We start from the raw sequence: 25,004 nt of genomic DNA on the forward strand, positions 1-25,004 counted from the left end.
TGATTCCTCCTTTTAATTCAATGCTTCCTTCAGCACTTCCAGATTAGTCTGCATGATGGAAAGATAGGTCGTGCCATTTTCCACATCCTTTGAAGTGGTGGATTGCATGGAATCCATGGAACGAACTGCCTGATCTTTATCCGTTGTATTTTGAACAATAGTTTCTGCGATTTTATGCTTGGCTCCTTCAATTGTCAGCACGCTGCCAAGTCCCAATTCATCGACTTTTTTAGAAAGAAAAGCGATGGTTTTAAAGCTGGCTTCCGTTTCAGCCGAGCAGCCTACAAATGCGGCATAATAGGTAAGGCCGTAATCATCTGCCAGATAGCGGAAGGGGAAGCGGTCCCCAAACAGCACGCTGTTCTGCTTGGCAGCGTCCACTGTCTGCTGATAGCTTTTATCTAATTCATCCAGCTTTTTTCCATAGGCGTCTGCATTTGCAGAATAATCCCCGGCATTTGTGCTGTCGATCTCTCCCAGCTTTGATGCAATGTAATTGCAGAAGGTTTTGGCATTTTTCAGTGACAGCCAAACGTGCTCATCATATTCCGGGCCTTCCTCGTCATCTTCCTGGGCATGTTCTTCTTCCTCTGCTTCCATTCCTTCAACCACTTCTTCCTCCTTGACCGTGTCACCCAGGACATCCAGGAGATTGACAACTACCATGTTTTTATTTGTCGCTTCCTTTAAGGCATCTTCCACCCATTGGTCGGATTCGCCGCCAACATAAATAAACATATCGCAGCTTGAGATTTTAATGATATCATCCGCTGTGGGCTGATAGCTGTGTAAGTCCACGCCGTTATCAAGGAGCATGGTGATCTCCGCATCATCGGCATGGCTGCCCATGATTTCCCTGACCCAATCGTATTCCGGGAAAATTGTGGAAACCACCCGCAGCTTGTCATTCTGACTGGTCTTTGCATTTGTGCCGGAGCAGGCAGTAAGTGCTCCCATTATCATAAGTCCTGCCAGCAGGCAGGCGATTAACTTTTTCATTATTAGAACCTCCAGATAAATGTTGATTTTTAAAAATGGGCATAAAAATACAAGGAAGCATGGATGACAATTAATTCCTGCTTAAAAAATGGGCAGAATTCTTCCTTGTGAAAATCAATATTCAATTTGTCAGCTTTACCTTAAGAGAAACCAAAGTGTGTGAAGGGTTACGGTGAAATACCGGAATTACGCAGATTACGAAAAAATGAGTTGCGCCCAGTACGGCAACAACCACAGAAAGACCTGTTCCCAGGGTATTCAGTGCCTGGACGCAAGCCTGTACTTCAAGACAAATGGGGCAGTTCTCCCCAATGCAGTTATGGCGGGTTTCAGAGGTAATGAAAAATACGGAAAAGAGCAGCATAAAAAGAACCGCCATGGCCATAAGCCCGGCAAGCAGTTTTTTATTTTTCACCATGTCTCTTCCTCCTTTTAAAATCACGGATCATATCAGATACAGTTTTTGCAGATTCCGTAAATCACGGATTTCTCTTTCTTAATCTGGAATCCGTCGGTCCTTAAAATGTCCTCCAGCATCTTGTCTGCAATGTCAACATTCATATGAAAGGTCTCTCCGCATTTTATGCAGTTCATATGAATACAATTACGGCAATCATCCAAATGGATGTACTGGTAGAAAAGTTCCCTGTTTCCTTCTTTTGTAAAACGGTTGATCAGTCCTTTTTCCTGCAGATAAGTGAGATTACGGTACACCGCACTTAAACTGACGGAAGAATCAGAAAGACGGTCTGCAATCTGTTTTGCAGAAAACTGCTTATCGGGATTCTCCTGTAAAAAGGCAAAAAGCTGTTTTCTTTGCTCTGTCATATAGTTAGCCAAAGGGATTCACTTCCTAAAATTTGCGATTTATTTGCAAATAAGTGTACTGCGGAAATGAAAAAATGTCAATATAATTTGCGAATGTTTCGCAAATTATATAAAAGCATTCATTTAGAAGAAAGGTGAAGTTTTTACCGCAAATTTCGCGTTTATATTTACATAATACGGCAGCCTGTGTTAAAATAAACGTAATATTTATCAAGGAGAGCGGTAATGAAGGACTTGTACAGGCGAAAGAAGGCATTTGTGAATATTGGTTTGATTGCTATAAATGTCATCTATTTCCTTTATCTGGAGATGACAGGCTCCACCGAAAATACGCAGTTTATGGTGGCCCATGGAGCAATGTATGCTCCGCTTGTATTAGAGGGAGGAGAGTACTTCCGGCTGCTCACTTCTGTTTTTATGCATTTTGGCATTAACCACATTATGAATAACATGCTCATTCTGTTCATATTGGGAGATAATCTGGAAAGGGCACTGGGCCATATAAAATACCTGCTTTTCTATCTGCTTTGCGGAGTGGGTGCCAATGTGGTGTCCATAATTTTGAACCTGGGAGATTACCGGAGCGTGGTCTCAGCAGGGGCTTCAGGCGCTATTTTTGGCGTGATCGGAGGCCTTTTATATGCGGTGCTTATTAATCGCGGCCGCCTGGAGGATTTAAGTGCCCGGCAGTTGCTTATTATGATTGCATGTTCCCTGTATTTTGGTTTTACCAGCACAGGTGTAGATAATGCTGCCCATATTGGGGGGCTGTTTTTTGGTATTGTCCTGGGCATTCTCCTGTATCGTAAGCCGAGAAAGCGCTGTGATATGGAAATATGGGGATAATCCATATGGAAGGAGGTGAAAAAGTGAGGGAAGATAATTGCATTTTCTGCAAAATTGCAAATGGCGGGATACCTTCTGAAACCATATACGAGGATGATACCTTTCGTGTGATCCTGGATTTAGGGCCGGCTTCCAGGGGACACGCCCTGATCCTTCCAAAACAGCATTACAGAGATCTCTGTGAACTGGATGAAGAAACAGCAAAAAAGGTCCTTCCATTAGCGGCTAAAATAGGAAACGCCATGAAGAAATCATTAGGCTGTGCCGGATTTAACGTTGTGCAGAATAATGGGAAAGAAGCAGGTCAGACGGTTTTTCATTTTCATGTGCATTTGATTCCACGTTATGAAGGAAGTCCTGTTATGGTTTCATGGATGCCGGGCGAAACAGGTCCGAAAGAATTAACAGAGACAGGAGCCGCTATAAGGAGCGCCCTGCAATCAGAGGGACATAATCGATGAGCATACATGAAGATGAAAACTTGCTGCTCCAGTCCATATATGGAGAATACCAGGGACTGCTGCGCAGGATAGCGAAAACACTCAACGTACCGGACATGGAACTGGACGATGTGGTGCAGGAAACTTTTATTGCATATTTTGAGAATTATTCATTATCATGGACAGAAATGCGAAAGAAAGGCATGCTGATTAAGATTTTAAAGCGTAAATCCATTGACTGTCTTCGTAAAAACGGTCATTATGAAAAGGTGAGCCTGGATGAGGAAGACGCAGTCAATGAGGTGGCGATGCTTACGAGATATGTGGTCACTGATCCCCTTGATGTGATCCTTGGAGAAGAAGCTCTTTTAAGGATAACCGGGGAGATCTCCAATATGAGGGATGAGTGGAAGGAAATGGCTGTACTTTATTTCCTGGAACAGCTTACCATTCCGGAGATTTGTGAAATTCTGAAGATTCCGGGAACGGTCTGCCGTTCCCGGATATATCGTACAAGAGTTTGCTTGAAAAAGATACTTGGTCCTAACTTCGATGTATAAAGATTACTTTTGGACCAGGGCTTCGATCATATCAATGATTGTATCAACCGCATTGTATAATTCGCTCTGTTCCATTTTTAAGATAAAGGTCTGCCGGTTGGCAAAGGTTTCGGTGATGGCCTGTAAAAGGGAGTCTCCGGTTAAGTTTTCTTCTTCCAGAAGGAAGCTGAAGCCCTGTTTTGCGAAGGATCTGGCGTTTAAAATCTGATCGCCCCTGCTGGCGGCAGCAGAAAGAGGAATCAGGATATTTGGTTTTCTAAGTGCGAGAATTTCGCAGATGGAATTGGCCCCGGCTCTGGAAATCATAAGGTCGGCAGCAGCAAAAAGATGTTTTAAAGGGGCATCTACATATTCATACTGTACATATCCTTCCATTCCGATCAGGCTTTCATCCAGATTGCCTTTTCCGCAGATATGTATCACCTGGTAATTTTTGAGAAGTTTTGGGAGAATGCTCCTTAAGGCGGTATTGACCGTTACGGAACCAAGACTTCCGCCGATGATCAGGATAACGGGCCGGTTTGCAGATAACTGGGCATATTTTAATCCTGTCAGCCGATCCCCTTTTAAAAGTTCTTTCCGTATGGGAGAGCCTGTGAGTACGGCCTTGTCTTTTGGAAGATAAGGGAGGGTTTCCGGAAAATTGCAGCATACTTTCACTGCGGCCGGAATGCACAGCTTATTGGCAAGTCCAGGAGTCATGTCTGATTCGTGTATGATAACAGGTACTTTGCAGTGCTTTGCTGCCAACACCACGGGAACGGCTACAAAGCCTCCTTTTGAGAAAACCACATCCGGTTTGTGATTTTTTATCAGCTTCAAAGCTTCCCAATATCCCTTTAATACCCGAAAGGGATCAGAGAAGTTTTTTAAGTCAAAATACCGGCGGAGTTTACCGGAAGAAATGCCATCATAGGGGATGCCAGCTCTCTTGATGAGCTGACCTTCGATTCCCTGGTGTGATCCTATATAGTGAATATCGTAGTTCCGCTCTTTTAAAGAAGGAATCAAAGCCAGGTTCGGGGTAACATGGCCGGCAGTACCGCCGCCAGTTAAAATGATTTTTTTCATAAAGCGTTGCCTCCCAAATTCGATATACTATTATAGTAAACGTTAGCGATAAAAAGTCAACCCCAAAGCATGTGGGAACTTAAGGATAACTTGTATTTAAGAGGTGTATACGTGGTGAAGGAGAGAAACCATGGAAAAAAACATTCCATTTTAAAACGGATAAATTATTATGTTTCATCTCAGGAAAAATTAGAAGCCCATTTGCTTGATTATATGCAAAAGCATCCGGAATTAACACCTGAGCCCCCATCCCCTCCTCCAGGTGAATTCCAGAAGATCATGGCGGAGCTTAATAGGCGTGGGGCAGAGACAGTGGTAAGAAAACAGTTAAAGGTATTGTATTACGGCCAAAGATTTGTGAATTCCCTGCAAAAGCCTCTGCTCATAGTAATGGTGGTTCTGATCATACTGGCGGCCTCTGCAATCGGGGCTTCTGCAAAAAAGGCAAGCGATTACCGGATGAGAGAAGAGAATGCCGGCAAGAGCAAAAACGAGGTGCTTAAAGCCAACAATATGTCAAATGCATATGAAGAAATGAAAGAACAACCCAGGGCCAGTATTTTGATGATTAACGGTATAACCTATGTGCTGGACCCATAAGATTGCAGCGTCACAGTGCCCGGCAGAAATGAAAGACTTGGAGTCTTAAATTCTGCCGGGCATTTTTGTGCGCGTGTCCATGGAAAAGGGCTGCCTATGGCTGAATGATTTACCGGAGCAATGCTGCCTCCCATTCCTTTTCCTTAAAACCCACCAGAACAAAATCCTCACCAATGATCAAGGGACGCTTGACCAGCATTCCATCAGAAGCCAGAAGACTGATCTGCTCTTCTTCGTTCATGCCTGGCAAAAGGTCCTTTAAATTCTTTTCCTTATAAATGATACCGCTGGTATTGAAAAACCGTTTCAAGGGAAGACCGCTTTTTTTGATCCAGGCTGCAAGTTCTTCTGGGGCTGGGTTTTCCTCCTTAATATTTCTGGGGTCATATGATATCTCATGGGCATCCAGCCACTTTTTTGCATTTTTGCAGGTGCTGCAGGGTGGATATTGTAAAAATAAAACGCTCATATTTGTGTATCTCCTTTCAGTTGATCTTCAGTTAATCAAGTCCGCAGTGCAGCGGGTGAACCCGCAGGATTCACCCGCTCACGGGCATTCGCTCTATGAAACAGGCCGTGGAAAGATTTTCTTATGTGCGGGCACAACGAAAATCTTTTCACGGCCTGTTTCGCACTGCTCATTGCTTACGTGAATATTTTACCTCAAAACGCCTTGAATGAAAAGGAAAGAATTGGAATAAACTATAACGATCAAGTTTTTTAGGTGCAGGCGTTCATCAGGAGGTAAAATATGAAATTTCTATTGTTTCTGTCTGAGGCGGCAGTGCCGCTTATCATTTTTTATATGGTGGGTTTTGGAATATTATCCAAGCGGCCGGTTTTTGATGATTTCATAGACGGGGCCAAGGAGGGGATGAAAACAGTGGCAGGGATCATGCCCACGCTGATCGGGCTTATGACTGCGGTGGGGGTACTTCGGGCCTCTGGTTTTCTGGATTTTCTTGCGAAATGCCTGACAAAGCCGGCCGCTCTTCTTTTTCTTCCCGCGCCGGTGGTACCGGTGATCCTGGTACGTCTTGTATCAAACTCAGCGGCAACAGGACTTGTGCTTGATATTTTTAAGAGATATGGGACTGACTCCTATATCGGCATGCTGACCTCTGTGCTTATGAGCTGTACGGAAACTGTTTTTTACTGCCTGAGCATTTATTTTGGAACCGTAAAGATCAAAAAAACCCGGTATACCCTGGGCGGCGCATTGGCTGCTACGGCGGCAGGAGTTGCTGCCAGCGTTATCTTATCCCGTTTTCTGGTATAAAAGGTATTTTTTTGTTTGGATTTTAAGAATTTCATAAGAATTCAGGTGGTTGTCTTGGAATACATAATCATGTATAATTACGAAGAAGCTTTTATTGTCATATGTGAAGGGGATAAACGTGGATACTTACGGAACTCTTAACGAAGTTTTGGTAAGGCTGTTTCGGGATATTATGGATATAGAACAACAGGCTATCATTACCCAGGATTTTAACAATATTACAAATAATGATATGCATGTGATCGAGGCCATTGGCATTGGAGAGCCAAAGAATATGTCGGCCATAGCCAGGGAACTGTCTGTTACGGTGGGTACCTTGACCATAGCCATGAACAGTCTTGTGAAAAAGGGGTATGTGACCCGCCAGAGAGGAAAAGAGGACCGGCGTGTTGTATATATCTCTCTTTCAGAAAAAGGGAAAGAAGCCTATGAGCAGCATGCCAAATTTCATCAGGAGATGATTGCCGGCGCTGTTTCAGGCCTAAGTGAGAATGAGATAGAAGTTTTGATCAAAGCTCTGACCAAGCTGAATCAATGGTTCCGGAGCCTTTAACAGAATTTAAGGAGGCAATATGCAATTATGAAAAAATTCATCGTGTTTTTAATGAGCGCTATGATGATGATGTCCCTGGCGGCGTGTACGCCAACACAGCCTAAGATGGAGACTACTGCACCTGATCCTCAGGTCATGGCTTCAACAGGGGGCGCCAGTGATAAAGTCCCTGATCCCAATGCAGAGCCTATGGAGGTCATTTCTGTTTACAGCCGGAATGATGACGCTACCGGCTTGAATCAGGCCATGGATGCGGTATCTGAGCTGACGGCAGACGCCATGGTGGACAAGCTGATTGAATATGGCGTATTAGAGGAAGGTACAAAGGTTCTGAAATTTGATAAAAACGATGGAACGGCCACCCTTGATTTATCTAAGGTACCGGACAAGAGTTCAGACGGAGATATTCTCATGCTGACAGCCATTGGCAATACCTTTATCGAGAACTTTGAATTGGATAAGTTAAAGCTGCTTGTGAATGGAAAGAATTATTCCGGTGAGCAGATCAAACAGACAGATAATGACTATCTGGAATACGTTAAAAATTATAAGAAATTGAAATAAAGGCAAATTTAAAGGGCAGAAACGGCATATTACCGTTTCTGCCCTTTGAATTTAATGGCTTCTTAATTGTTTGGCCAGCCAGTTTCGGAACGCAGGCTGGATGACAGAAAAAGGAGCAGGCCCCACATCAAGTAAAAAGGTATGGAAGTCCTTTAGGTTGAAATCATCCTTTAAGATCTTTTTAGCTGTGTTCAGCATTTCCATAATTTCCAGATACCCTACATAGTATTCCATGTAATTGGTGGGATTTTCGATCAGGCTGGTGTAAATGGAATCCACAATATCCGTTTTCTCCACATTGTAAAAAGTGCCAAGGTATTTGGCTGTCTGGTCTTTATCCCAGCCCTCATAATTGATGCAAATGTCCAAATATGCATAAATGCCCAGGGTGACGGCGGTATTGTGGGCCAGAAGCTTTCCAAGCTCCGGGTTCAGCCCGTTATCAAGGGTGTAGGAGTAAAACTCCACATAGGTGGCCCAGCCTTCCGAATAGCTGGGGAAGGAAAGGATGCTTCTTAAATCATTAGGCTTCCTGCTTAAAAAATACACGTTCTGATACAGATGCCCAGGATAGCCTTCGTGAGCCAGGGTGGTGAAAAGGTCATCATTTTGAAAACGGGGGTTGCCGTTGATGTAAATGGTGTTATCCTCATAACGGTCCAGAGGAGGGACCAGGTAAAAGGCAGGGCTTAAAGAAGATTCCAGGGAGCTGGGAACGTATTTTACCCTATAGCTGCAAGGCGGAAGCTCTGGGAAATCCTTGGAAATCAGGGATTTTAAAGACTCCAGAATCTCCTCCGGCTTGGTATAGGTGAACGAATAATCGTCAAGGGCGTCCAGCACCTCCGGATGCTCCTTTGTGATCTGTCCGATGGCCTGTATATCGGAGCTAAGCTGCTTTTCGATTGCTTTTGTCAGGCTTCGGATGGAGCCATAGGAGGTTCCTGTGTTGGAATTGACCAGATATTCAAAATATTCTTTTCCTTTTGGATACCAGCTTAAGCCTTTGTCATTGGTCCCGGTTCCCATGAGGGAAGTGATGCCGTTTACAAGGTTCTTATAGGCGGGAATAAAATGCTCTTCCAGGATTTTTAAATTCTTCTCCTTATAAGCAGCTTTTTCTTCCGGGGTCAAGTCCGTAAGGGCATCTATCCTGGTGTTAAATGTTTCGGCAAGAAAGCTGTGGTCAGGCTGGATCAAATATGCCTCACAGGACTTTAATACGTGGTCAGCGGCAGTGTCGGACATAAAAAGCCCGGCTTCTGATTTTTTCTTTTCAAACTCCATAATCTGCCCATAATAATCATCAATGGTAGAAAGGAGTGCAAGATAGTTATCCACATCATTACGGGTGTAAAAGGCGTACTCTGAAAACAGGATGGGAAGCTGTGCCTGGATTCCGATGGTGGAGGTTAAAGGCTGGGCGTAAAGCTCCAGACCGTCGGAGCTTAATTCCGTGTCTATGTAGGATCGGAGAATCTGCCAGGTGAGACGCTGCTCATCGTTCAACTGACGCTGGTTGAATCCGTCCAGGTTCTTTTTCAATTCCAAAAGATCTTTGCTTCCCTCTTTCATTTTATCCAGGGAAAAATCACCCAGGGTTAAGGGAACGGTATCAAGTCCCCGGGAAGCGGGATTTGCAATGCTGAAATGAAAGCTGATCCCGGAATTGCTGATCTCCTCACGAAACAGGTCATTTGTAAATTGATCAAACTTGTTTTGAGTGGACAGATCCTTGGCATGGTACTGTTCATACTCGGCCCATGAAGGCGATGCAGGCGGTTTTTTCAGTGGTGCACAGGAGCAAAGCAGGGAAACTGCCAGGATGATGGAAAGAAAATGGCGGCCCTGATTCAAAACGTTGTTTTTCATATATGATCCCTCCGTGATTCGCTAGTATTATTTATATGATGATATTAAAAAAGTCATGACAAAAGCCTTGATGAGCAAACTTACCCGCTTGACAAACCTTACGGAAACCATTACACTAGGAATACCAATAAACTATATATATAATAATGCTGAGAAAAGAAGAGTAAGAAATCCACCTCATGTGCAGAGACTTCCGGAAGCTGAAAAGGAAGCTTGAGCGTATTTCCCAACATGGCCTTGGAGCAGCGGAATTGAATGGCAGAGCAGTGCCTTTAAATTCCGACGGTTACACCCGTTATCGTGTCAGACTGTTATTGAGTAACCATAAAGTTCCGGAAGGATTTTAGGAAGCCAACGCAGCCGGTAAGGTTCGTACCGCAAGGTGCGGATAAATTAAAGTGGTAACACGGGACAGTTCCCCGTCTTTAAATTTCCGAAAGGATATTTTTAGGCGGGTTTTTCTTTGCGGGAAGGGAAGAAATACCTTCTACTGCACCCCATTTTATAAACAGGAGGAAACCAGAATGTGTAAAGATTCTAACAAAAAACCATACTATATCACCACAGCCATTGCCTATGCATCAGGAAAACCCCATATCGGCAACACCTATGAGGCAGTTTTAGCGGATTCCATTGCCCGCTATAAAAGAGCGGAAGGCTACGACGTGTTTTTTCAGACAGGAACCGATGAGCACGGACAGAAGATTGAGGAAAAAGCAGAGGCGGCAGGAGTCACCCCTAAAGAGTTCGTAGACAGGGCAGCCGGGGAAATCAGAAAGATCTGGGATCTGATGAACACCTCTTATGATAAGTTCATCCGTACCACAGACAAAGATCACGAGGAGCAGGTCCAGAAGATCTTTAAAAAGCTTTATGAGCAGGATGACATTTATAAAGGCTATTACGAAGGCTTATACTGCACTCCCTGTGAATCCTTTTTCACGGAATCCCAGCTTGCAGACGGCAAGTGTCCCGATTGCGGGCGTGAGGTGAAGCCGGCAAAAGAAGAGGCATATTTCTTCCGCATGAGCAAATATGCGGACCGCTTAATAAAGCATATCAATGAGAACCCGGATTTCATCCAGCCTGTGTCCAGAAAAAATGAGATGATGAACAATTTCCTTCTTCCGGGACTTCAGGATCTTTGCGTATCCAGGACCACGTTTAAATGGGGAATTCCGGTGTCCTTTGACCCTAAGCATGTCACCTATGTCTGGCTTGATGCCCTGACCAACTATATTACTGGTATCGGCTACGATTGTGACGGCCAAAGCAGCGGGCAGTTTGCAAAGCTCTGGCCCGCAGACCTTCACCTGATCGGAAAGGACATCATCCGTTTCCATACCATTTACTGGCCCATTTTCCTTATGGCTCTTGATATTCCCCTGCCAAAGCAGGTATTCGGCCATCCCTGGCTTCTGCAGGGGGACGGCAAGATGAGCAAATCCAAGGGAAATGTCCTCTATGCGGATACTCTGGTGGATTTCTTCGGCGTGGATGCGGTCCGTTATTTCGTTCTTCATGAGATGCCCTTTGACAATGACGGGGTCATCTCCTGGGAACTTATGGTGGAGCGTATGAACTCTGACCTTGCCAATATCCTTGGCAATCTGGTGAACCGCACCATTTCCATGTCCAACAAATACTTTGAGGGCATTGTAAATGACGGAAAGGCAGCAGAGGCTGTTGATGAAGACTTAAAAGCAGTGGTGCTGGAAGAAGTGAAAAAAGTTCAGGAAAAAATGGAGAAGCTCCGTGTTGCAGATGCCATGACATCCATATTCAATATTTTCAGAAGGAGCAACAAATATATTGATGAAACAACTCCATGGACCCTTGCCAAGGATGAAGCTTCAAAGGAGCGGCTGGAAACTGTCCTCTATAATCTGACAGAAGCTATTGCCATAGGAGCCTCCCTCCTTGATTCCTTTATGCCAAATACCTCCAAAAAGATTCTTGACCAGCTTAATACTTCAAAGAGAGAGCTGCCCCAGATGAATGAATTTGGTTTATATCCCTCTGGAAACAAGGTGACTGATAAACCGGAGATCCTGTTTGCCCGCATGGACATGAAGGAAGTCATGGAGAAGGTAGAAGCCATGTTTGGGGCAAAAGAAGAAGCGTCCAAGGAGTCTGTGAAAGAAGATGCCTCTGATGTGATTAATATAGAAGCCAAGGCGGAGATCGAATACGAGGATTTTGCCAGGCTGCAGTTCCAGGTAGGCGAGATCCTTGCCTGCGAGGCAGTTCCAAAGTCAAAGAAGCTTCTGTGTTCCCAGGTAAGGATCGGAAGCCAGGTAAAACAGATCGTCAGTGGAATCAAAGCCCACTACTCGCCGGAAGAAATGGTTGGCAAAAAGGTGATGGTTGTGGTAAACTTAAAACCAGCAAAACTGGCTGGAGTCATGTCTGAAGGCATGCTTCTCTGCGCGGAGGATGCAGAAGGCAATCTATCTCTTATGGTTCCGGAGAAATCCATGCCGGCAGGAGCGGAAATCTGCTGACAAAAGGGAATGTCAAATACCCCGTAGAAAGCTACGGGGTATTTGACTTGATCCGGCCCTGCCGTTTTAAAGAGGAGGATTCCATGATGGAGTCAAAAAGTGCCCGTACAAAAGGAATAACAGGAAACACCTTAAAGATGATCGCTATTGTTACCATGCTCATAGACCACATCGGCGTGGCCGTCATTGAAAACGGCATTTTAAAATACCAGGATGGCAATCCATCCTATGAGACTCTCACTATGCCGGGAGGAAACATGTGGTCCGCCATCGACCTGGCGCTCCGCACCATTGGGAGGGTTGCATTTCCCATCTTCTGCTTTCTGCTGGTAGAAGGTTTTTTCCATACCAGGGATATTAAGAAGTATGGAGGCAGGCTTCTTTTGTTCGCTCTTATTTCCGAGATCCCCTTTGACCTGGCTCTCTTTGGCAAGTGGTTTTACCCAGGCTATCAGAATGTGTATTTCACTCTGTTCATCGGCATTTGCGTCCTTTACTGGTATGAAAAGGTAATAGGGGACCCAGTCAGGCGGACCCTGGTGTTTTTGGCCGGATGCGGCGCGGCTGTTTTTTTGAAATGTGATTATGATATCATAGGGATTGCCATGATCTTGCTTTTTTATGTTTTTTATAAAAATAAAAAAATGCAGACGATATTTGCAGGAATACTGGCTGCCTATGAAAGCCTTAGCTGCTTTGGGGCTGCCATTCTGGCCTTTATCCCCATCCGCATGTACAACGGAACCAGAGGGAAATGGAATTTAAAATACTTTTTTTACTGGTTTTATCCTGCTCACTTAATTTTGCTCTATATCCTGCGTTTGCTTATCATGAAGTAAGAAAGGCACCCTCATGACTGGAAGGGGCCTGTTTTTTAAAGGAGATTCCTATGATTTTTGATACACACGCCCATTATGATGATGAGGCTTTTGATGAAGACAGGGAGGAACTGCTGGCAAGCCTTTTTGCCCATGGAATTGAGGCTGTCACCAATGTTGGTGCCAGCATGAAGACCTCCAGACAAACTCTGGAGCTGGCAGAGAAATATCCTTATATATATGGAGCCATCGGCGTTCACCCCAATGAAACAGGGGAACTGAAGGATGAAGACTTAAACTGGCTGAAGGAACAGTCTTCCCATAAAAAGATCGTGGCAATCGGCGAGATCGGCCTTGACTATTACTGGGACGAACCGGACCATGAAACCCAGAAGGTGTGGTTTATCCGCCAGCTTGGACTGGCAAAGGAAGTAAAGCTTCCTGTTGTCATTCACAGCAGGGATGCGGCAAAGGATACCCTGGATATCATGAAGGCAGAAGGGGGAAAGGACATTGGAGGAGTGATCCACTGCTTTTCCTATGGAAAGGAGATTGCCAGGGAATACTTGAATATGGGGTATTATCTGGGGATCGGAGGCGTCCTCACCTTTAAGAACGCCAAAAAGCTTAAGGAAGTGGTGGAGTACATGCCCATGGAACAACTGGTCCTGGAAACAGACTGCCCTTACCTGGCGCCGGCGCCAAACAGGGGAAAGCGCAATTCCTCCTTATATCTTCCTTATGTGGTACAGGAAATCAGTGCCATCAAGGGGATTGAGGAAGAAGCGGTCATTGAAATCACCAATCAGAATGCCAAAAGGCTATACAGGCTTTAGGAACAGCCATAAAAGAAAACGGAGGACAGGCATGGCAACACTGGGAAATCCCCAAAAGACCATAGAGATCATTCGGAAATATGAATTCACATTCCAGAAGAAGTTCGGACAGAATTTTTTAATAGACACCCATGTATTGGATAAAATCATAGCTGCATCAGGTGTAACAAAGGATGACTGCGTTCTGGAAATCGGGCCGGGAATCGGCACCATGACCCAGCACCTGGCTGAAAATGCCGGGCATGTGGTGGCAGTGGAGATCGATTCCAAATTAATTCCCATTCTCAAAGAGACCCTGGGGGACTATGAGAATGTGACGGTCATTCATAATGATATCCTCAAGGTGGATATCAATCAGATAGCAGAACAGTATAACGGCGGACGCCCCCTTAAGGTAGTGGCAAACCTTCCGTATTATATTACCACCCCTATCGTTATGGGGCTTTTTGAAAACAAGGTGCCCATTGACAATATTACGGTCATGGTCCAGAAGGAGGTGGCAGACCGCATGCAGGTAGGGCCTGGTTCCAAGGATTATGGCGCCCTTTCCCTTGCCGTCCAGTATTATGCAAAGCCTTATATTGTAGCAAATGTTCCTCCCAACTGCTTTATGCCCCGTCCTAACGTAGGGTCTGCGGTGATCCGCCTCACCCGTCACAAGGAGCCGACCGTAAAGGCAGAGGATGCAGGACTTATGTTCCGGCTGATCCGTGCTTCCTTTAACCAGAGAAGAAAGACCCTTCAAAACGGCTTAAACAATTCCCCGGAAATCCCCTATACAAAGGAACAGATTGCCGAAGCAGTTGAAAGCCTGGGCCTTGGACCATCCATACGGGGAGAGGCGTTGACTTTGGAGCAGTTTGCTTCCTTAAGCAACTATTTTTCAAAAATGAAAATGTAATGGAACAGGAGGTCCTATGTCGGATTCGCTGATCACAAAACGCGCAATAGCGGAGGCCTTAAAGCAGGTATGCAAAGAAAAACCCTTTGATAAAATATCCATATCCAATATTACGTCCGTATGGGGGTTAAACCGGCAGACCTTTTATTATCATTTTCAGGACAAATATGAGCTTTTAAGCTGGATCTATTACAATGAGAATTTTGCTAAAATAGCAGATGACATTACCTTAGAAAACTGGGATCAGAAGATTTATGAACTGCTTCAAAATATGAAGGAAGAAAAAAACTTTTATATGAATACCATAAAAGATCAGGAGCATACCTTTGAAAGCTATTTGTTTGAGATGGCAAAGGCCCTGTTTTCTGAAGCGATTATAAAACTGGATGAAAAGAAGAAGCTCACCAAAGAGGAAAGAGATTTTGACGCGGAATTTTTTGCATACGGTATCTGCGGGATCATCGTTGACTGGGTAGAAAAGGGAATGAGAACGGAGCCGCGGCTGGTGGCGGAACGTTTAAAAAGCCTGGCCAGGGCTGCGGAGCGGATCGCTTACCTCCGAAGCCAGGCAGAGCTTTAAGAAAGCTTATGCATGATGATATCCAGGCATTCTTCCCAGGAACAGTTTTTTATAAGAGCAACCAGATCAGAATAGGAAAACAGCTCTGCTGATATTGGGCTGAACCTTTGCAGCAGCTCTTCTAAGTTCCTGGCGGTCCGCTCCGGTGATTTCTGCCCCTTCCTTAACTGATGAAGAAGCGCCGTTTTCAGGACGGACTCCCGGATGTGGTTGTGTATGGTGGCTGACATAAAAAGCCCTCCTTTTTAACTATATTTATTTTAAGAGAAGAAAAGAAAAAAACCTATAGACAAAACCGAAAAATTGTCTGGTTTTCCGACATCATTGACCTGATGTCGTTTTTTTATACAACTGAAAAACCATGTATGGTGACGGATAAAATGAAGTATGATAATATAAGGGTATCAAGCGAATCAGTTATGACAATTCATAGAATGGAGCGTTGCATATGAGAGGAAAAAATAATTTCGGAAAAATGCTTGCATGGGGAGCTGCGGCAACTGCGGCAGGGATGGCCGCAAAAAAGGCCTATGATTATTCCAAAAAGCAGAAGGATTTAAAGAATGAAGAAACCATGAGGCCAAAGGAAAACGGCCAGGCTTCAGGAAAAGCATATTTTGTAGGCGGCGGTCTGGGAAGCATGGCAGGAGCAGCTTACCTCATACGTGACTGCAACATGCCTGGTGAGCAGATCACGATTTTTGAAGGGATGCATATTTTAGGAGGAAGCAACGACGGCATCGGGACTCCGGAAAAAGGCTTTGTATGCCGGGGCGGACGTATGTTAAATGAAGAGACCTATGAAAACTTCTGGGAGCTGTTTGGTACCATCCCGTCGTTAAATAACCCTGCCAGAAGCGTGTCTGAGGAGATCTTAAGCTTTGACCATGCCCATCCCACCCATGCAAAGGCCAGACTGGTGGACAAGGATGGAACCATCCTTGATGTGAAGAGCATGGGATTTACCCAGAATGAACGCATGGCCTTGTTAAGGCTTATGAACACTCCGGAAGAAAAACTGGATGATATGACCATTGAAGAATGGTTTGCAGATATGCCCCATTTCTTTACCACGAATTTCTGGTATATGTGGCAGACCACCTTTGCCTTCCAGAAATGGAGCAGCCTTTTTGAATTCCGCCGCTACATGCGCCGGATGATCCTGGAATTCTCGAGGATCGAGACTTTGGCAGGGGTAACAAGAACTCCTTTAAACCAGTATGACAGCGTGATCCGTCCCCTGGAAACCTACTTAAGAAAGCAGGGAGTTGTCTTTGCGGAAAACTGTACGGTCACTGATATTGATTTTGCAGACGGAGACGGAATTACGGCTAAAGTCCTTCACTTAAAGGATAACGGTATAGAACGTCAGATCCAGATTGAGGATGGGGATATCTGCATCATGACCAATGCCTGCATGACTGACAGTGCAACTCTGGGAGATCTCCATACTCCGGCTCCAGAACCTGTTTTAAGGCCAATATCCGGGGAATTGTGGAGCAAGGTATCTGCAAAGAAGGACGGCCTTGGAAATCCATATCCATTCTTTGGGGATGTCCATGAGACCAACTGGGAAAGCTTTACTGTAACAAGCCGGGGAAACAAGCTGCTTAAGCTGATTGAGGATTACTCCGGCAATGTGCCTGGAAGCGGAGCGCTTATGACCTTTAAGGATTCCAACTGGCTGATGAGCATTGTTGTGGCTGCCCAGCCTCATTTCATCAATCAGCCTATGGACCAGACAATTTTCTGGGGATATGGGCTTTATACGGACCGTGAAGGGGATTATGTAAAGAAGCCTATGAAGGACTGCACGGGAGAAGAGATGCTGATCGAGCTTCTTCATCATCTTCACATGGAAGACCGTAAGGATGAGATACTGGCAGATGTGGTCAATGTCATTCCCTGTATGATGCCCTACGTGGATGCCCAGTTCCAGCCCCGTAAAATGACGGATCGCCCGAAGGTGGTTCCTGCCGGTTCTACTAACTTCGCCATGGTAAGCCAGTTTGTAGAGATTCCGGAAGACATGGTATTTACGGAGGAATATTCGGTACGGGCCGCCAGAATGGCTGTTTACACCCTGATGGGGGTAAATAAAAAGATTTGCCCGGTCACTCCTTATGTGAAGGAGCCTAAGGTTTTAATGAAAGCAGTTCAGACCTCATACCGCTGATAAAAGACAAAAATGTCTTCTTGGGCCAGACATTTCCCTACCTGGAAATGCCTGGCCCTTTACTGCTTTATCATGATAACACTGCGCAGAATAAAGGAAGTGTAAAAATTTTCCTCGTTGCAAGAACCACCTTTCTGTGGTATGCTAGAACTTGCGTTGTCTGCGAAGGACGGACGTAAGAATAAAGAAGATATGGAGGAACAGATATGAAGAAAATGGCGCTTGTATTAGCGGCAGTCCTTGCTTCAGGGATGATCCTGACAGCATGCGGCGGTTCCGGAAAATCCGGTACAGCCGGCAACGAAACACAGAAAACAGAAGCAGCAGGAAATACTGCATCAGGAGGTCTTGACCTGGCAGTACAGATCGGCCCTGATCCGGAAACCATTGACCCGGCCTTAAATTCGTCAATTGATGCAGCCAATATGATTCTGCATGCATTTGAGACGCTTTTAACCTTTGATAAGGATAATAATATTATTCCCGGACAGGCAGAATCCTATGATGTAAGCGACGACGGACTTACCTATACCTTCCACTTACGGGATGGTTTAAAATGGAGCGATGGCTCTGACCTTACTGCAGAAGATTTCGTATATTCCTGGAAGCGTCTGGCAGATCCTGCCACAGCAGCTCCTTATGGAGCAGACATGCTTTCCATGGTAAAAGGATATCAAGAGGCAACAGCAGGAAACATTGATGCTCTGGCCGTATCCGCATCTGATGAGAAAACCCTTGTAGTGGAGCTGGCGTCTCCCTGCGTTTATTTTGATAAAATTGTTACTCATGCCAGCATGGCTCCTGTAAAAAAGGATGTAGTTGAAGCAAAGGGAGACCAGTGGTCCTTAACCCCTGATACTTATATTTCCAATGGACCATTAAAGATGATCGAATGGGTACCAGGTTCCCATATTACCTTTGCTAAGAATGAAAATTACTGGGATGCAGCTACTGTAACCTTAAATACCTTAAAGTTTGTCCTTATGGAAGATGCCAATGCTGCATACAGCGCATACCGGACCGGAGAGGTGCAGATGATCAAGGAGATTCCTACTGATGAGATCCCAAGCCTTCAGGGGCAGCCGGATTACCACCTGGATCCCCGTATGGCAACTTCCTATACGATTTTCAACGTTACAAAGGCACCTTTTGACAATGCCCTGGTACGCCGTGCATTGACCCTTGCAGTTGACCGGGAGTACGTTGCAAGTACCGTAATGGCAGGAACCGTTTTACCGGCTACCAACTTTGTAGGCCCTGGTATTTCCGATGCGGAAGGCGGTACTTCCTTTGAAGAAGTCACCAGAAAGAACAACGGCGGTGATTACTTTAATGTAAACAATTACGAAGAAGATCTTAATAAGGCAAAAGAACTCCTGGCGGAAGCAGGCTATCCAAACGGAGAAGGCTTCCCGGTAATTGAGTATATGACCAATGAAGCCGGTTACAATAAGCCGGTTGCCGAGTATTTACAGAGCGCCTGGAGCGAACTGGGGGTCAGAATGGATATTAAGATTGTTGAATGGTCTACCTTTGCACCGACCCGCCGTGCCGGTGACTTCCAGATCGCCCGCGGAGGCTGGGTATACGACTATGACGATCCATCCAACATGCTGAACTTATTTACAACGGAAAGCGGAAACAACGATGGAAAGTATTCTAACCCGGAAGTGGATAATCTGTTAAACCAGGCCCGTGATACGGCTGATAAGGCAGAGCATTATGAGAAGCTTCATAAAGCAGAAAAAATGATCATGGAAGACGCTGCGGTTGCACCGCTTGTATACTCCAGCGATTTCTACCTGCAGAGGCCTGAATTAAAGGGCACATGGCACTCTCCATACGGCTTCTGGTTCTTTACACATGCTACCATGGAATAGTGACTGAGATCAAAGAACTGTTATCAGATCGTTTATAAAAATACACATAAAAAACGCGCATTGACAAGCTGTAAAAGCTGGTTCAAGGCGCGTTTTTTGTTGGTTTAGGTTGATGTACAGACTGTTGTTCCGGATTTTCTGGTTCAGTAACCCCCCTGTTCAACCTAAGGAATCGTCATAGCAGGCACGGATGCCGCCAATAAATTTCGGTCTGGTACGGGCAGTGACCACATGAGCGGAGCCGATGTACCGGGTCTTAATGCGGACCGGGACAGCCACAGCCTTTAAATGCATTCCGATTAAGGTATCCCCAATATCAATGCCTGCGTGGGCCTTAATGGATTCCACCGCCACGGGACACTGTAAGGTCTGGTAAGCCGCAGTGGCAAGGGAGCCGCCTGCTTTTAGCTGAGGCATTACATTGACCGGCTCATAGCCATAGAGCCTTGCCGCTTCTTTTTCCAGGATCAAAGCCCGGTTTAAATGCTCGCAGCACTGGGCGGCAACGTAAATCCCCTGGGCCTGGAACACCTCGCAAATGGCGGAAAATACCGCCTGCCCGATCTCAGCACTGGAATGGGAACCGATCCTGTGATCGGAGATCTCACTGGAGGAGCAGCCGATGACGACTAAGTCCTTCTCATTTAAATGTGCAGCTTCCAACAGTTCTTTTGCGGCCATTGCGGCCTGTGTTCTGATTTCATCCAGCATGATCCGGCCTCCTCTTCATGAATATGGTTTCTTTCTACAATGCTGCCCGGATAGCGGCAGCCATTTCCTCGTATTCCTTATCTGTTAAATATACCTTGTCCGGGTTCATGGCAAAGGTACTTCCCCATTCATCCCCACCGTTATATTTGGGAACGATGTGCATATGAAGGTGGCATCCGGTATCGCCGTAAGCGCCGTAATTTACCTTATCAGGTTTAAATACTTTATGGACAGCCTTAGAAACTCTGGCTACATCGGCAAAAAAGGCATTTCTTTCTTCAGCCTCAATATCCACCAGCTCGCTGACATGGTCTTTATAAGCCAGAATGACTCTGCCCTTTTTACTCTGCTCTTTAAATAAATACAAAAATCCTGTTTCCATTTCGCAGATGGGATAGCCGAATTTTGCTACAAGCTCTCCCTTCATACAGTATGCGCAATTTGGATCTTTCATAATCATGTACCTTCCTTTGGTTTTTTCGAAAGACTAAGACCTGCTTTTAATATGGGCAGCTACCTTCGCATCTTCTCTTTTAATGTGGCTGATCAGCCAGCCTGCAATGGCGCTGTTGACTTCTCCCACAAGGGTGATGGACGGACCTTCCTTGTCCAGCTTGGAGCAGATTCCGGCAACTACCTTTTTGAATTCCTCATGGTAACGCTTGTGGTTTACATAATCCGGATACTGATATTGAAGCTGAAGCTTTTCCTCATTGCCGAAATGCCTGGCAGTATAATCCTGCAGAAACTTCGTGGTATTGGCCAGCTCCGCACGTCCCTTTCCTGTAGAGCAGGCGGCAAGGAGGTTATTGACCGCATCGATCAACTGGCGATGCTCGGAATCAATCAACTGGTTGCCGGTTTCCAAATCTTTTGTAAATGTATATGCCATATTTACCGTCTCCTTATCTTACATTTTACACTCATTCTACACCATTTTTCCCCAAATTCCAACCGTTATTTTTCCCGCAGTTTTAAGGAAAAACACGTTCCGGGAAGAGCCCTGGCACATGTCAGGGTGCCTTGAAATTTCTGCTGAAACCCCGGCTTTATCCCCTCAAAAGATATTCTTCCTAGAGAAAGTGCAAAAAAGCCCGGTGCAAAAGCAACCGGGCAAAAGCAATCATACTATTTGGCATCAGACGGTAAAACGCTGAGTTTAGATGTTTTCCATTTTAGAAAGAGCTGCTTCGTCTGCAACGATGGTAACGTCCGGATGAAGCTGTAAAATGGATGCCGGAACACGGGAAGTGACCGGACCGCAGATCACATCACGAAGGATGTCCGCCTTATCAGCTCCGCTGATGATCAGGAGGATTTTCCTGGCTCTCATTATGGTTCCGATTCCCATGGTATAGGCCTGGCGGGGAACCTCATCAATGGAAGCGAAGAAACGCTTGTTGGCTTCTATGGTGCTTTCCTGAAGGTCCACAATGTGGGTATCCTTTGGGAAGATGTCAGAAGGCTCGTTAAAACCAATGTGGCCATTGTGCCCAAGGCCTAAGAGCTGTAAATCAACACCGCCAAGACTTCTTATGATGTCCTCGTAACGGGCAGCCTCCTTGGTGGCGTCTGTCTCCGTTCCATCGGGAATATTGGTGTTTGCTTTGTCTATGTTCACATGGCGGAACAGATTTTCATGCATAAAATAATAATAACTCTGATCACTTTCCCTGGTAAGTCCTTTGTACTCATCCAGATTCGCGGTTTTTACCTGGGAAAAATCCAGATCTCCTTTGTTATACCACTCAACCAACTGCTTATAAGTGCCAACGGGTGTGGAACCTGTAGCCAGTCCCAAAACGCAGTTTGGTTTCATAATGATCTGTGCAGAAATAATATTAGCGGCCTTACGGCTCATATCATTGTAGTCTTTTGCGCGATAAAGCTTCATTTCTTTATCCCTCCATACGTTTAAAAAAATTTTATTACATTCTTTTCACTAGGATATCATTTTTGTGTCATAGATGCAATGGCATTTTGCATAAAATAATTATAAAGGAGTGATGGCATGCCTAATTATCGAAGACTAATCTCATATATTTATGCCTATGAAGGCGCAGTCAAAGGAAAAAACATCGGATTTGCCAAGATAGAGACGAGAGGGGTCCAGTGCAAGATTACGGTCAGTGTCAAAAGGATATATGTGGGCGGCAATGATATTGGAGTATACTTATTAGCAGCCGCAGACCAGGAAATATTCCTGGGCAATATTTTTATACGCGGCGGTTCAGGCGAATTCAGGACTGTGGTATCGGCAAGCGATATAGAACACTCCGGAATTAACATGGATCAATGCTATGGACTGACCATCCATGATGTGAAAAATACATGGCGTTCCTACACGACCATTTGGGAAGATGCAGTTGCCCATGCGGCGGAAGTCGATCTTGGAAGTACGGCCTCCGCAGCTTTGGATAAGGAACAGGCTGTTATTTCAGAAGAACAGATAAAACGGGCGGTACGTGAAATTGAAGAAGAATTCCCCCTAAAGTCTGATGACCTTGAAGAGAATGTCCATGCCGGTGATTCCCATGAAGAGGGAGCCATGGAGGCAGCCTCCAGAGACCGGGAGGAAGAGACGGCTGCTCCCGCTCCTGAAAAGCAGGAACTGCCGGAAGAAAAAGATTTGCAGACAGAGAACCTGGAGGCAAACAGTCAGGGGCCGGGTGAGGAAGACGGAGATTTTGTCCTGCCGGATGAGGAAGAATTAGTAAATGCCAAATCAGAGGACATGGAACAGGTCACGTCTGATGAGGCAGAGACAGGCGAAGAAGAACTGCTGTATGCGGAAAAAGAGGAGGCCCAGCCGGAAGAAGCCGTGGAGCCGGATACAGAGCCTGAAGCTTCTGCATCAATGGAAGCTCAGCAGGAGGAAGACTGGTATCAGGCAGAGGAGCCAATGCCGGAAGCGTTACAGGAGGTATTGCAGTCTGCGGAAGAACCGGTATCAGAAGAGTGGCAGATTACAGGAGAATGGCAAATTACAGGACAGGAAGACATACTCAGTGAAATGCAGGAGGAAGAGCAGGGGGACAGGGAAGCAGTGGATGTCCAGGAGAGGGAAGCTGTATTCAGTGAACCGTATCCCTGCAGCGGCCAGGATATGGTTGAAGATACCATCTGTTACCGGGCAGATGCTGTGATAAAAGAAGACAGGAGCAATCCGGAGGTCCGGCCAGAGCTGGGAAATCCGGATGAATTAGAGCGCCTGCTCCAAAATGAAGACCAGGACTCAACTTCCCATGATATGATCTGGGAGAAACTGAAACGTGAACATACAAGGATTCTGGCATTTGATTATGAGGATGGCTGCGAAATTCTCACCATCAAGCCCCAGGACATCGGTCTCCTTCCAAGAGACGCCTGGGTTTATGGCAACAACAGCTTTCTTCTGCACGGATACTACAATTACCGTTACTTAATCCTGGCAAAACTATTGAACCCAGGTGGAATGCCCCGTTACCTTCTGGGGATTCCCGGACATTATTACAGCAATGAGCGATATATGGCTTCCATGTTTGGTTTTCCCAATTTCGTGCTGTCCAAAGAGCAGCCCATGGAAGACGGCAGGTTTGGATTTTGGTACACCGATATAAAATTAGGGGGCTGATTCAGGCCCCCTGTCGGCGTGTGCCCATTAATCATCAATGCCCCGGAGCATGGCATTGGGGATAAACGGTTTCAGCACATTTAAAAATTGATTCAGTTCTTCCCGGGAAAAAGACTGGAAGCCTGGACATAAGACCTGGTCCGAGTCCACATAGTTCTGCAGATAGTAACTGGGGCAGCCTGCCAGCCATTCCCCTATATCCGTAAAATCCAGGAGACTGTGGATGCCTTTTACCGCTGTGGTGCGGAATTCAAAAGGCACGGAGCCCTCAAGCAAAAAAGCGGCGCTTTCTTCAATATTCTCTATCTTTATGTTCCATACGCCCGCAGCCTTGGAATAATTATTCCTGCCGGCTTTAATATCCATTGCCACATAGTCCAAAAGCCCGTTTAAAGCCAGTCTTTTTAAGACCTCCGGCCGGTAGCCGTTGGTATCCAGCTTGATGAGATAGCCAAGCCCCCGTATTTTCTGGATAAAGGATTCCAGATCCTCAGACAGGGTGGGTTCCCCTCCTGTAATGCAGACCCCCTCTAAAATCCCTTTTCGTTTGCTTAAAAAACTTAAAATTTCTTCTTCACTGAATTCAGACTCTGCCTCACTGCCTATCAGCCCGCTGTTATGGCAGAATGGGCAGCGGAAATTGCAGCCCCCCAGAAATATTGTGGCTGCCACATGACCGGGAAAGTCCAGAAGTGTTGTTTTTTGAAGACCGCATATTTTCATACCTTCACCATTCCTTTGTTTCGTGATATACTATGCCAGTATACCACATGGAAACGCCAGGATGGTATCCCTTTGTGCCCAAAACATACGGGCAATAATATTAAAAGGCAATGAGGAACGAATATGACTGTAGATGAAAAATATATGCGGGCAGCAATCAGACAAGCGGAAAAGGCAGGCGCCATGGGTGAGGTTCCCATCGGCTGCGTCATTGTTTTCGAAGATAAGATCATCGCCCGGGGATATAACCGGCGCACCATTGATAAAAATGCCTTATCCCACGCGGAGATCAACGCCATCCGCAAAGCGTGCAGAAAAGTTGGGGACTGGCGGCTTGAAGGCTGTACCATGTACGTGACCCTGGAACCCTGCCCCATGTGCGCCGGAGCCATTGTCCAGGCCAGGATCCCCAAAGTCGTCATGGGCTGCATGAACGCAAAGGCAGGCTGTGCAGGCTCGGTGCTTGATATGCTTCACGAAGAAGGCTTTAACCATCAGGTGGAGACGGAAACAGGGGTATTGGGAGAGGAGTGCTCCCAGATGATGAAGCGTTTTTTTAAGGAACTGAGGGAAAAGAACAAGAAGAAACTGGAAAGCAAATCCCCCGGAACTTCTTGACAACCCGCTGTTTTCCATGTATACTAAGGTGC

At 45.7% G+C, this 25,004-nt stretch carries 27 protein-coding genes, 1 pseudogene and 1 other annotated feature; of the genes and pseudogenes, 16 read left to right on the forward strand and 12 right to left on the reverse strand.

What is annotated here, in order from left to right:
* Window positions 1–12: 12 nt before the first annotated feature.
* From ACYVD3_RS14900 to ACYVD3_RS14910, 3 genes are all read right to left on the reverse strand, one after another.
* Window positions 13–999: a metal ABC transporter substrate-binding protein gene (locus ACYVD3_RS14900; protein WP_460643276.1), complete on the reverse strand. Its 987-nt coding sequence runs from the start codon at window positions 997–999 to the stop codon at window positions 13–15.
* 121 nt (window positions 1,000–1,120) lie between these two features.
* Window positions 1,121–1,417: an AraC family transcriptional regulator gene (locus tag ACYVD3_RS14905; RefSeq protein ID WP_460643277.1), complete on the reverse strand. Its 297-nt coding sequence runs from the start codon at window positions 1,415–1,417 to the stop codon at window positions 1,121–1,123.
* Between the two features lie 32 nt (window positions 1,418–1,449).
* On the reverse strand, window positions 1,450–1,839 hold the full coding sequence (locus ACYVD3_RS14910) for a Fur family transcriptional regulator (protein WP_460643278.1): 390 nt from the start codon (window positions 1,837–1,839) through the stop codon (window positions 1,450–1,452).
* Window positions 1,840–2,052: 213 nt separating this feature from the next.
* Here ACYVD3_RS14910 and ACYVD3_RS14915 point away from each other — a divergent pair, with 213 nt between their 5' ends.
* The 3 genes from ACYVD3_RS14915 to ACYVD3_RS14925 are packed head-to-tail and all read left to right on the forward strand — an operon-like array spanning window position 2,053 to window position 3,673.
* Window positions 2,053–2,673, forward strand: coding sequence for a rhomboid family intramembrane serine protease (locus tag ACYVD3_RS14915; protein ID WP_460643279.1), 621 nt, complete (start codon window positions 2,053–2,055; stop codon window positions 2,671–2,673).
* A 23-nt stretch (window positions 2,674–2,696) separates the two neighbouring features.
* Window positions 2,697–3,134: an HIT family protein gene (locus ACYVD3_RS14920; RefSeq protein ID WP_460643280.1), complete on the forward strand. Its 438-nt coding sequence runs from the start codon at window positions 2,697–2,699 to the stop codon at window positions 3,132–3,134.
* Window positions 3,131–3,673 carry an RNA polymerase sigma factor gene (locus tag ACYVD3_RS14925; RefSeq protein ID WP_460643281.1) on the forward strand — a complete coding sequence of 181 codons (543 nt, stop codon included), beginning with the start codon at window positions 3,131–3,133 and terminating at the stop codon, window positions 3,671–3,673. Before ACYVD3_RS14920 ends, ACYVD3_RS14925 begins: the two co-directional genes overlap by 4 nt.
* Before the next feature lie 3 nt (window positions 3,674–3,676).
* Here the strand turns inward: ACYVD3_RS14925 and ACYVD3_RS14930 are convergent, their stop codons facing one another.
* A complete protein-coding gene (locus tag ACYVD3_RS14930; protein ID WP_460643282.1) occupies window positions 3,677–4,744 on the reverse strand; it encodes an undecaprenyldiphospho-muramoylpentapeptide beta-N-acetylglucosaminyltransferase in 1,068 nt (355 codons plus the stop codon).
* A gap of 111 nt (window positions 4,745–4,855) precedes the next feature.
* On the opposite strand from ACYVD3_RS14930, the gene ACYVD3_RS14935 reads away from it, so the two are divergent.
* Window positions 4,856–5,344, forward strand: coding sequence for a hypothetical protein (locus ACYVD3_RS14935; protein WP_460643283.1), 489 nt, complete (start codon window positions 4,856–4,858; stop codon window positions 5,342–5,344).
* Window positions 5,345–5,453: 109 nt separating this feature from the next.
* Here ACYVD3_RS14935 and ACYVD3_RS14940 read toward each other — a convergent pair whose 3' ends face one another.
* A complete protein-coding gene (locus ACYVD3_RS14940; protein WP_460643284.1) occupies window positions 5,454–5,813 on the reverse strand; it encodes an arsenate reductase family protein in 360 nt (119 codons plus the stop codon).
* Between the two features lie 282 nt (window positions 5,814–6,095).
* Between ACYVD3_RS14940 and ACYVD3_RS14945 the strand changes: the two genes are divergently transcribed.
* The 3 genes from ACYVD3_RS14945 to ACYVD3_RS14955 all read left to right on the forward strand — a co-directional run bounded on the left by ACYVD3_RS14945 (window position 6,096) and on the right by ACYVD3_RS14955 (window position 7,740).
* Window positions 6,096–6,623 carry a nucleoside recognition domain-containing protein gene (locus ACYVD3_RS14945; protein ID WP_460643285.1) on the forward strand — a complete coding sequence of 176 codons (528 nt, stop codon included), beginning with the start codon at window positions 6,096–6,098 and terminating at the stop codon, window positions 6,621–6,623.
* A 103-nt stretch (window positions 6,624–6,726) separates the two neighbouring features.
* Complete coding sequence (locus ACYVD3_RS14950) at window positions 6,727–7,176, forward strand: MarR family winged helix-turn-helix transcriptional regulator (RefSeq protein ID WP_460643309.1); 450 nt, start codon at window positions 6,727–6,729, stop codon at window positions 7,174–7,176.
* Between the two features lie 27 nt (window positions 7,177–7,203).
* Window positions 7,204–7,740, forward strand: coding sequence for a GerMN domain-containing protein (locus tag ACYVD3_RS14955; protein WP_460643286.1), 537 nt, complete (start codon window positions 7,204–7,206; stop codon window positions 7,738–7,740).
* Between the two features lie 51 nt (window positions 7,741–7,791).
* Here ACYVD3_RS14955 and ACYVD3_RS14960 read toward each other — a convergent pair whose 3' ends face one another.
* A complete protein-coding gene (locus ACYVD3_RS14960; RefSeq protein ID WP_460643287.1) occupies window positions 7,792–9,612 on the reverse strand; it encodes a DUF885 domain-containing protein in 1,821 nt (606 codons plus the stop codon).
* 142 nt (window positions 9,613–9,754) lie between these two features.
* Window positions 9,755–10,042: a binding site (T-box leader), on the forward strand.
* Window positions 10,043–10,136: 94 nt separating this feature from the next.
* Between ACYVD3_RS14960 and metG the strand changes: the two genes are divergently transcribed.
* From metG to dhaS, 5 genes are all read left to right on the forward strand, one after another.
* Window positions 10,137–12,116 (forward strand): methionine--tRNA ligase, encoded by a 1,980-nt coding sequence (metG, locus tag ACYVD3_RS14965; protein WP_460643288.1) that lies wholly within the window; start codon window positions 10,137–10,139, stop codon window positions 12,114–12,116.
* An 83-nt stretch (window positions 12,117–12,199) separates the two neighbouring features.
* A complete protein-coding gene (locus ACYVD3_RS14970) occupies window positions 12,200–12,955 on the forward strand; it encodes a TraX family protein (protein WP_460643289.1) in 756 nt (251 codons plus the stop codon).
* A gap of 50 nt (window positions 12,956–13,005) precedes the next feature.
* The gene (locus tag ACYVD3_RS14975; RefSeq protein ID WP_460643290.1) at window positions 13,006–13,770 is read left to right on the forward strand and encodes a TatD family hydrolase; all 765 of its coding nucleotides are present in this window, start codon (window positions 13,006–13,008) and stop codon (window positions 13,768–13,770) included.
* 31 nt (window positions 13,771–13,801) lie between these two features.
* Complete coding sequence (gene rsmA / locus ACYVD3_RS14980) at window positions 13,802–14,671, forward strand: 16S rRNA (adenine(1518)-N(6)/adenine(1519)-N(6))-dimethyltransferase RsmA (RefSeq protein WP_460643291.1); 870 nt, start codon at window positions 13,802–13,804, stop codon at window positions 14,669–14,671.
* Window positions 14,672–14,687: 16 nt separating this feature from the next.
* Window positions 14,688–15,251: a dihydroxyacetone kinase transcriptional activator DhaS gene (dhaS, locus tag ACYVD3_RS14985; RefSeq protein WP_460643292.1), complete on the forward strand. Its 564-nt coding sequence runs from the start codon at window positions 14,688–14,690 to the stop codon at window positions 15,249–15,251.
* On the opposite strand, the gene ACYVD3_RS14990 is transcribed toward dhaS, so the two are convergent.
* Window positions 15,248–15,481 (reverse strand): hypothetical protein, encoded by a 234-nt coding sequence (locus tag ACYVD3_RS14990; RefSeq protein WP_460643293.1) that lies wholly within the window; start codon window positions 15,479–15,481, stop codon window positions 15,248–15,250. The two genes, dhaS and ACYVD3_RS14990, sit on opposite strands and share 4 nt — an antisense overlap.
* 218 nt (window positions 15,482–15,699) lie before the next feature.
* On the opposite strand from ACYVD3_RS14990, the gene ACYVD3_RS14995 reads away from it, so the two are divergent.
* Together ACYVD3_RS14995 and ACYVD3_RS15000 are read left to right on the forward strand one after the other, a co-directional pair.
* Entirely contained in the window at window positions 15,700–17,427 is a 1,728-nt protein-coding gene (locus ACYVD3_RS14995; RefSeq protein ID WP_460643294.1) for an oleate hydratase, read from the forward strand.
* 206 nt (window positions 17,428–17,633) lie between these two features.
* On the forward strand, window positions 17,634–19,307 hold the full coding sequence (locus ACYVD3_RS15000; RefSeq protein ID WP_460643295.1) for a peptide ABC transporter substrate-binding protein: 1,674 nt from the start codon (window positions 17,634–17,636) through the stop codon (window positions 19,305–19,307).
* Window positions 19,308–19,466: 159 nt separating this feature from the next.
* On the opposite strand, the gene ACYVD3_RS15005 is transcribed toward ACYVD3_RS15000, so the two are convergent.
* The 4 genes from ACYVD3_RS15005 to nagB all read right to left on the reverse strand — a co-directional run bounded on the left by ACYVD3_RS15005 (window position 19,467) and on the right by nagB (window position 21,912).
* Complete coding sequence (locus tag ACYVD3_RS15005) at window positions 19,467–20,018, reverse strand: TIGR01440 family protein (RefSeq protein ID WP_460643296.1); 552 nt, start codon at window positions 20,016–20,018, stop codon at window positions 19,467–19,469.
* A 34-nt stretch (window positions 20,019–20,052) separates the two neighbouring features.
* Complete coding sequence (locus ACYVD3_RS15010; RefSeq protein ID WP_460643297.1) at window positions 20,053–20,472, reverse strand: HIT family protein; 420 nt, start codon at window positions 20,470–20,472, stop codon at window positions 20,053–20,055.
* 33 nt (window positions 20,473–20,505) lie between these two features.
* On the reverse strand, window positions 20,506–20,910 hold the full coding sequence (locus tag ACYVD3_RS15015) for a bacteriohemerythrin (RefSeq protein ID WP_460643298.1): 405 nt from the start codon (window positions 20,908–20,910) through the stop codon (window positions 20,506–20,508).
* A 267-nt stretch (window positions 20,911–21,177) separates the two neighbouring features.
* A complete protein-coding gene (nagB, locus tag ACYVD3_RS15020) occupies window positions 21,178–21,912 on the reverse strand; it encodes a glucosamine-6-phosphate deaminase (protein WP_460643299.1) in 735 nt (244 codons plus the stop codon).
* Window positions 21,913–23,202: 1,290 nt separating this feature from the next.
* On the opposite strand from nagB, the pseudogene ACYVD3_RS15025 reads away from it, so the two are divergent.
* Window positions 23,203–23,631 (forward strand): annotated as a pseudogene (locus ACYVD3_RS15025) (DUF6128 domain-containing protein); the annotation flags it as partial.
* A gap of 27 nt (window positions 23,632–23,658) precedes the next feature.
* Here the strand turns inward: ACYVD3_RS15025 and ACYVD3_RS15030 are convergent.
* Window positions 23,659–24,354, reverse strand: a complete 696-nt coding sequence (locus ACYVD3_RS15030; RefSeq protein WP_460643300.1) for an anaerobic ribonucleoside-triphosphate reductase activating protein — start codon at window positions 24,352–24,354, stop codon at window positions 23,659–23,661.
* A 123-nt stretch (window positions 24,355–24,477) separates the two neighbouring features.
* Here ACYVD3_RS15030 and tadA point away from each other — a divergent pair, with 123 nt between their 5' ends.
* Window positions 24,478–24,972 carry a tRNA adenosine(34) deaminase TadA gene (gene tadA, locus ACYVD3_RS15035; protein WP_460643301.1) on the forward strand — a complete coding sequence of 165 codons (495 nt, stop codon included), beginning with the start codon at window positions 24,478–24,480 and terminating at the stop codon, window positions 24,970–24,972.
* Window positions 24,973–25,004: the final 32 nt, after the last annotated feature.

The sequence above is a fragment of the Lacrimispora brassicae genome, from assembly GCF_054772055.1.

Bases quoted from the DNA above. Each gene is read 5' to 3' on its own strand.
- ACYVD3_RS14900 (WP_460643276.1), bottom strand. From the start codon at position 999: ATGAAAAAGTTAATCGCCTGCCTGCTGGCAGGACTTATGATAATGGGA.
- ACYVD3_RS14905 (WP_460643277.1), bottom strand. From the start codon at position 1,417: ATGGTGAAAAATAAAAAACTGCTTGCCGGGCTTATGGCCATGGCGGTT.
- ACYVD3_RS14915 (WP_460643279.1), top strand. From the start codon at position 2,053: ATGAAGGACTTGTACAGGCGAAAGAAGGCATTTGTGAATATTGGTTTG.
- ACYVD3_RS14925 (WP_460643281.1), top strand. From the start codon at position 3,131: ATGAGCATACATGAAGATGAAAACTTGCTGCTCCAGTCCATATATGGA.
- ACYVD3_RS14930 (WP_460643282.1), bottom strand. From the start codon at position 4,744: ATGAAAAAAATCATTTTAACTGGCGGCGGTACTGCCGGCCATGTTACC.
- ACYVD3_RS14940 (WP_460643284.1), bottom strand. From the start codon at position 5,813: ATGAGCGTTTTATTTTTACAATATCCACCCTGCAGCACCTGCAAAAAT.
- ACYVD3_RS14945 (WP_460643285.1), top strand. From the start codon at position 6,096: ATGAAATTTCTATTGTTTCTGTCTGAGGCGGCAGTGCCGCTTATCATT.
- ACYVD3_RS14955 (WP_460643286.1), top strand. From the start codon at position 7,204: ATGAAAAAATTCATCGTGTTTTTAATGAGCGCTATGATGATGATGTCC.
- ACYVD3_RS14960 (WP_460643287.1), bottom strand. From the start codon at position 9,612: ATGAAAAACAACGTTTTGAATCAGGGCCGCCATTTTCTTTCCATCATC.
- metG (WP_460643288.1), top strand. From the start codon at position 10,137: ATGTGTAAAGATTCTAACAAAAAACCATACTATATCACCACAGCCATT.
- ACYVD3_RS14970 (WP_460643289.1), top strand. From the start codon at position 12,200: ATGATGGAGTCAAAAAGTGCCCGTACAAAAGGAATAACAGGAAACACC.
- ACYVD3_RS14975 (WP_460643290.1), top strand. From the start codon at position 13,006: ATGATTTTTGATACACACGCCCATTATGATGATGAGGCTTTTGATGAA.
- rsmA (WP_460643291.1), top strand. From the start codon at position 13,802: ATGGCAACACTGGGAAATCCCCAAAAGACCATAGAGATCATTCGGAAA.
- dhaS (WP_460643292.1), top strand. From the start codon at position 14,688: ATGTCGGATTCGCTGATCACAAAACGCGCAATAGCGGAGGCCTTAAAG.
- ACYVD3_RS14990 (WP_460643293.1), bottom strand. From the start codon at position 15,481: ATGTCAGCCACCATACACAACCACATCCGGGAGTCCGTCCTGAAAACG.
- ACYVD3_RS14995 (WP_460643294.1), top strand. From the start codon at position 15,700: ATGAGAGGAAAAAATAATTTCGGAAAAATGCTTGCATGGGGAGCTGCG.
- ACYVD3_RS15000 (WP_460643295.1), top strand. From the start codon at position 17,634: ATGAAGAAAATGGCGCTTGTATTAGCGGCAGTCCTTGCTTCAGGGATG.
- ACYVD3_RS15005 (WP_460643296.1), bottom strand. From the start codon at position 20,018: ATGCTGGATGAAATCAGAACACAGGCCGCAATGGCCGCAAAAGAACTG.
- ACYVD3_RS15010 (WP_460643297.1), bottom strand. From the start codon at position 20,472: ATGAAAGATCCAAATTGCGCATACTGTATGAAGGGAGAGCTTGTAGCA.
- ACYVD3_RS15015 (WP_460643298.1), bottom strand. From the start codon at position 20,910: ATGGCATATACATTTACAAAAGATTTGGAAACCGGCAACCAGTTGATT.
- nagB (WP_460643299.1), bottom strand. From the start codon at position 21,912: ATGAAGCTTTATCGCGCAAAAGACTACAATGATATGAGCCGTAAGGCC.
- ACYVD3_RS15030 (WP_460643300.1), bottom strand. From the start codon at position 24,354: ATGAAAATATGCGGTCTTCAAAAAACAACACTTCTGGACTTTCCCGGT.
- tadA (WP_460643301.1), top strand. From the start codon at position 24,478: ATGACTGTAGATGAAAAATATATGCGGGCAGCAATCAGACAAGCGGAA.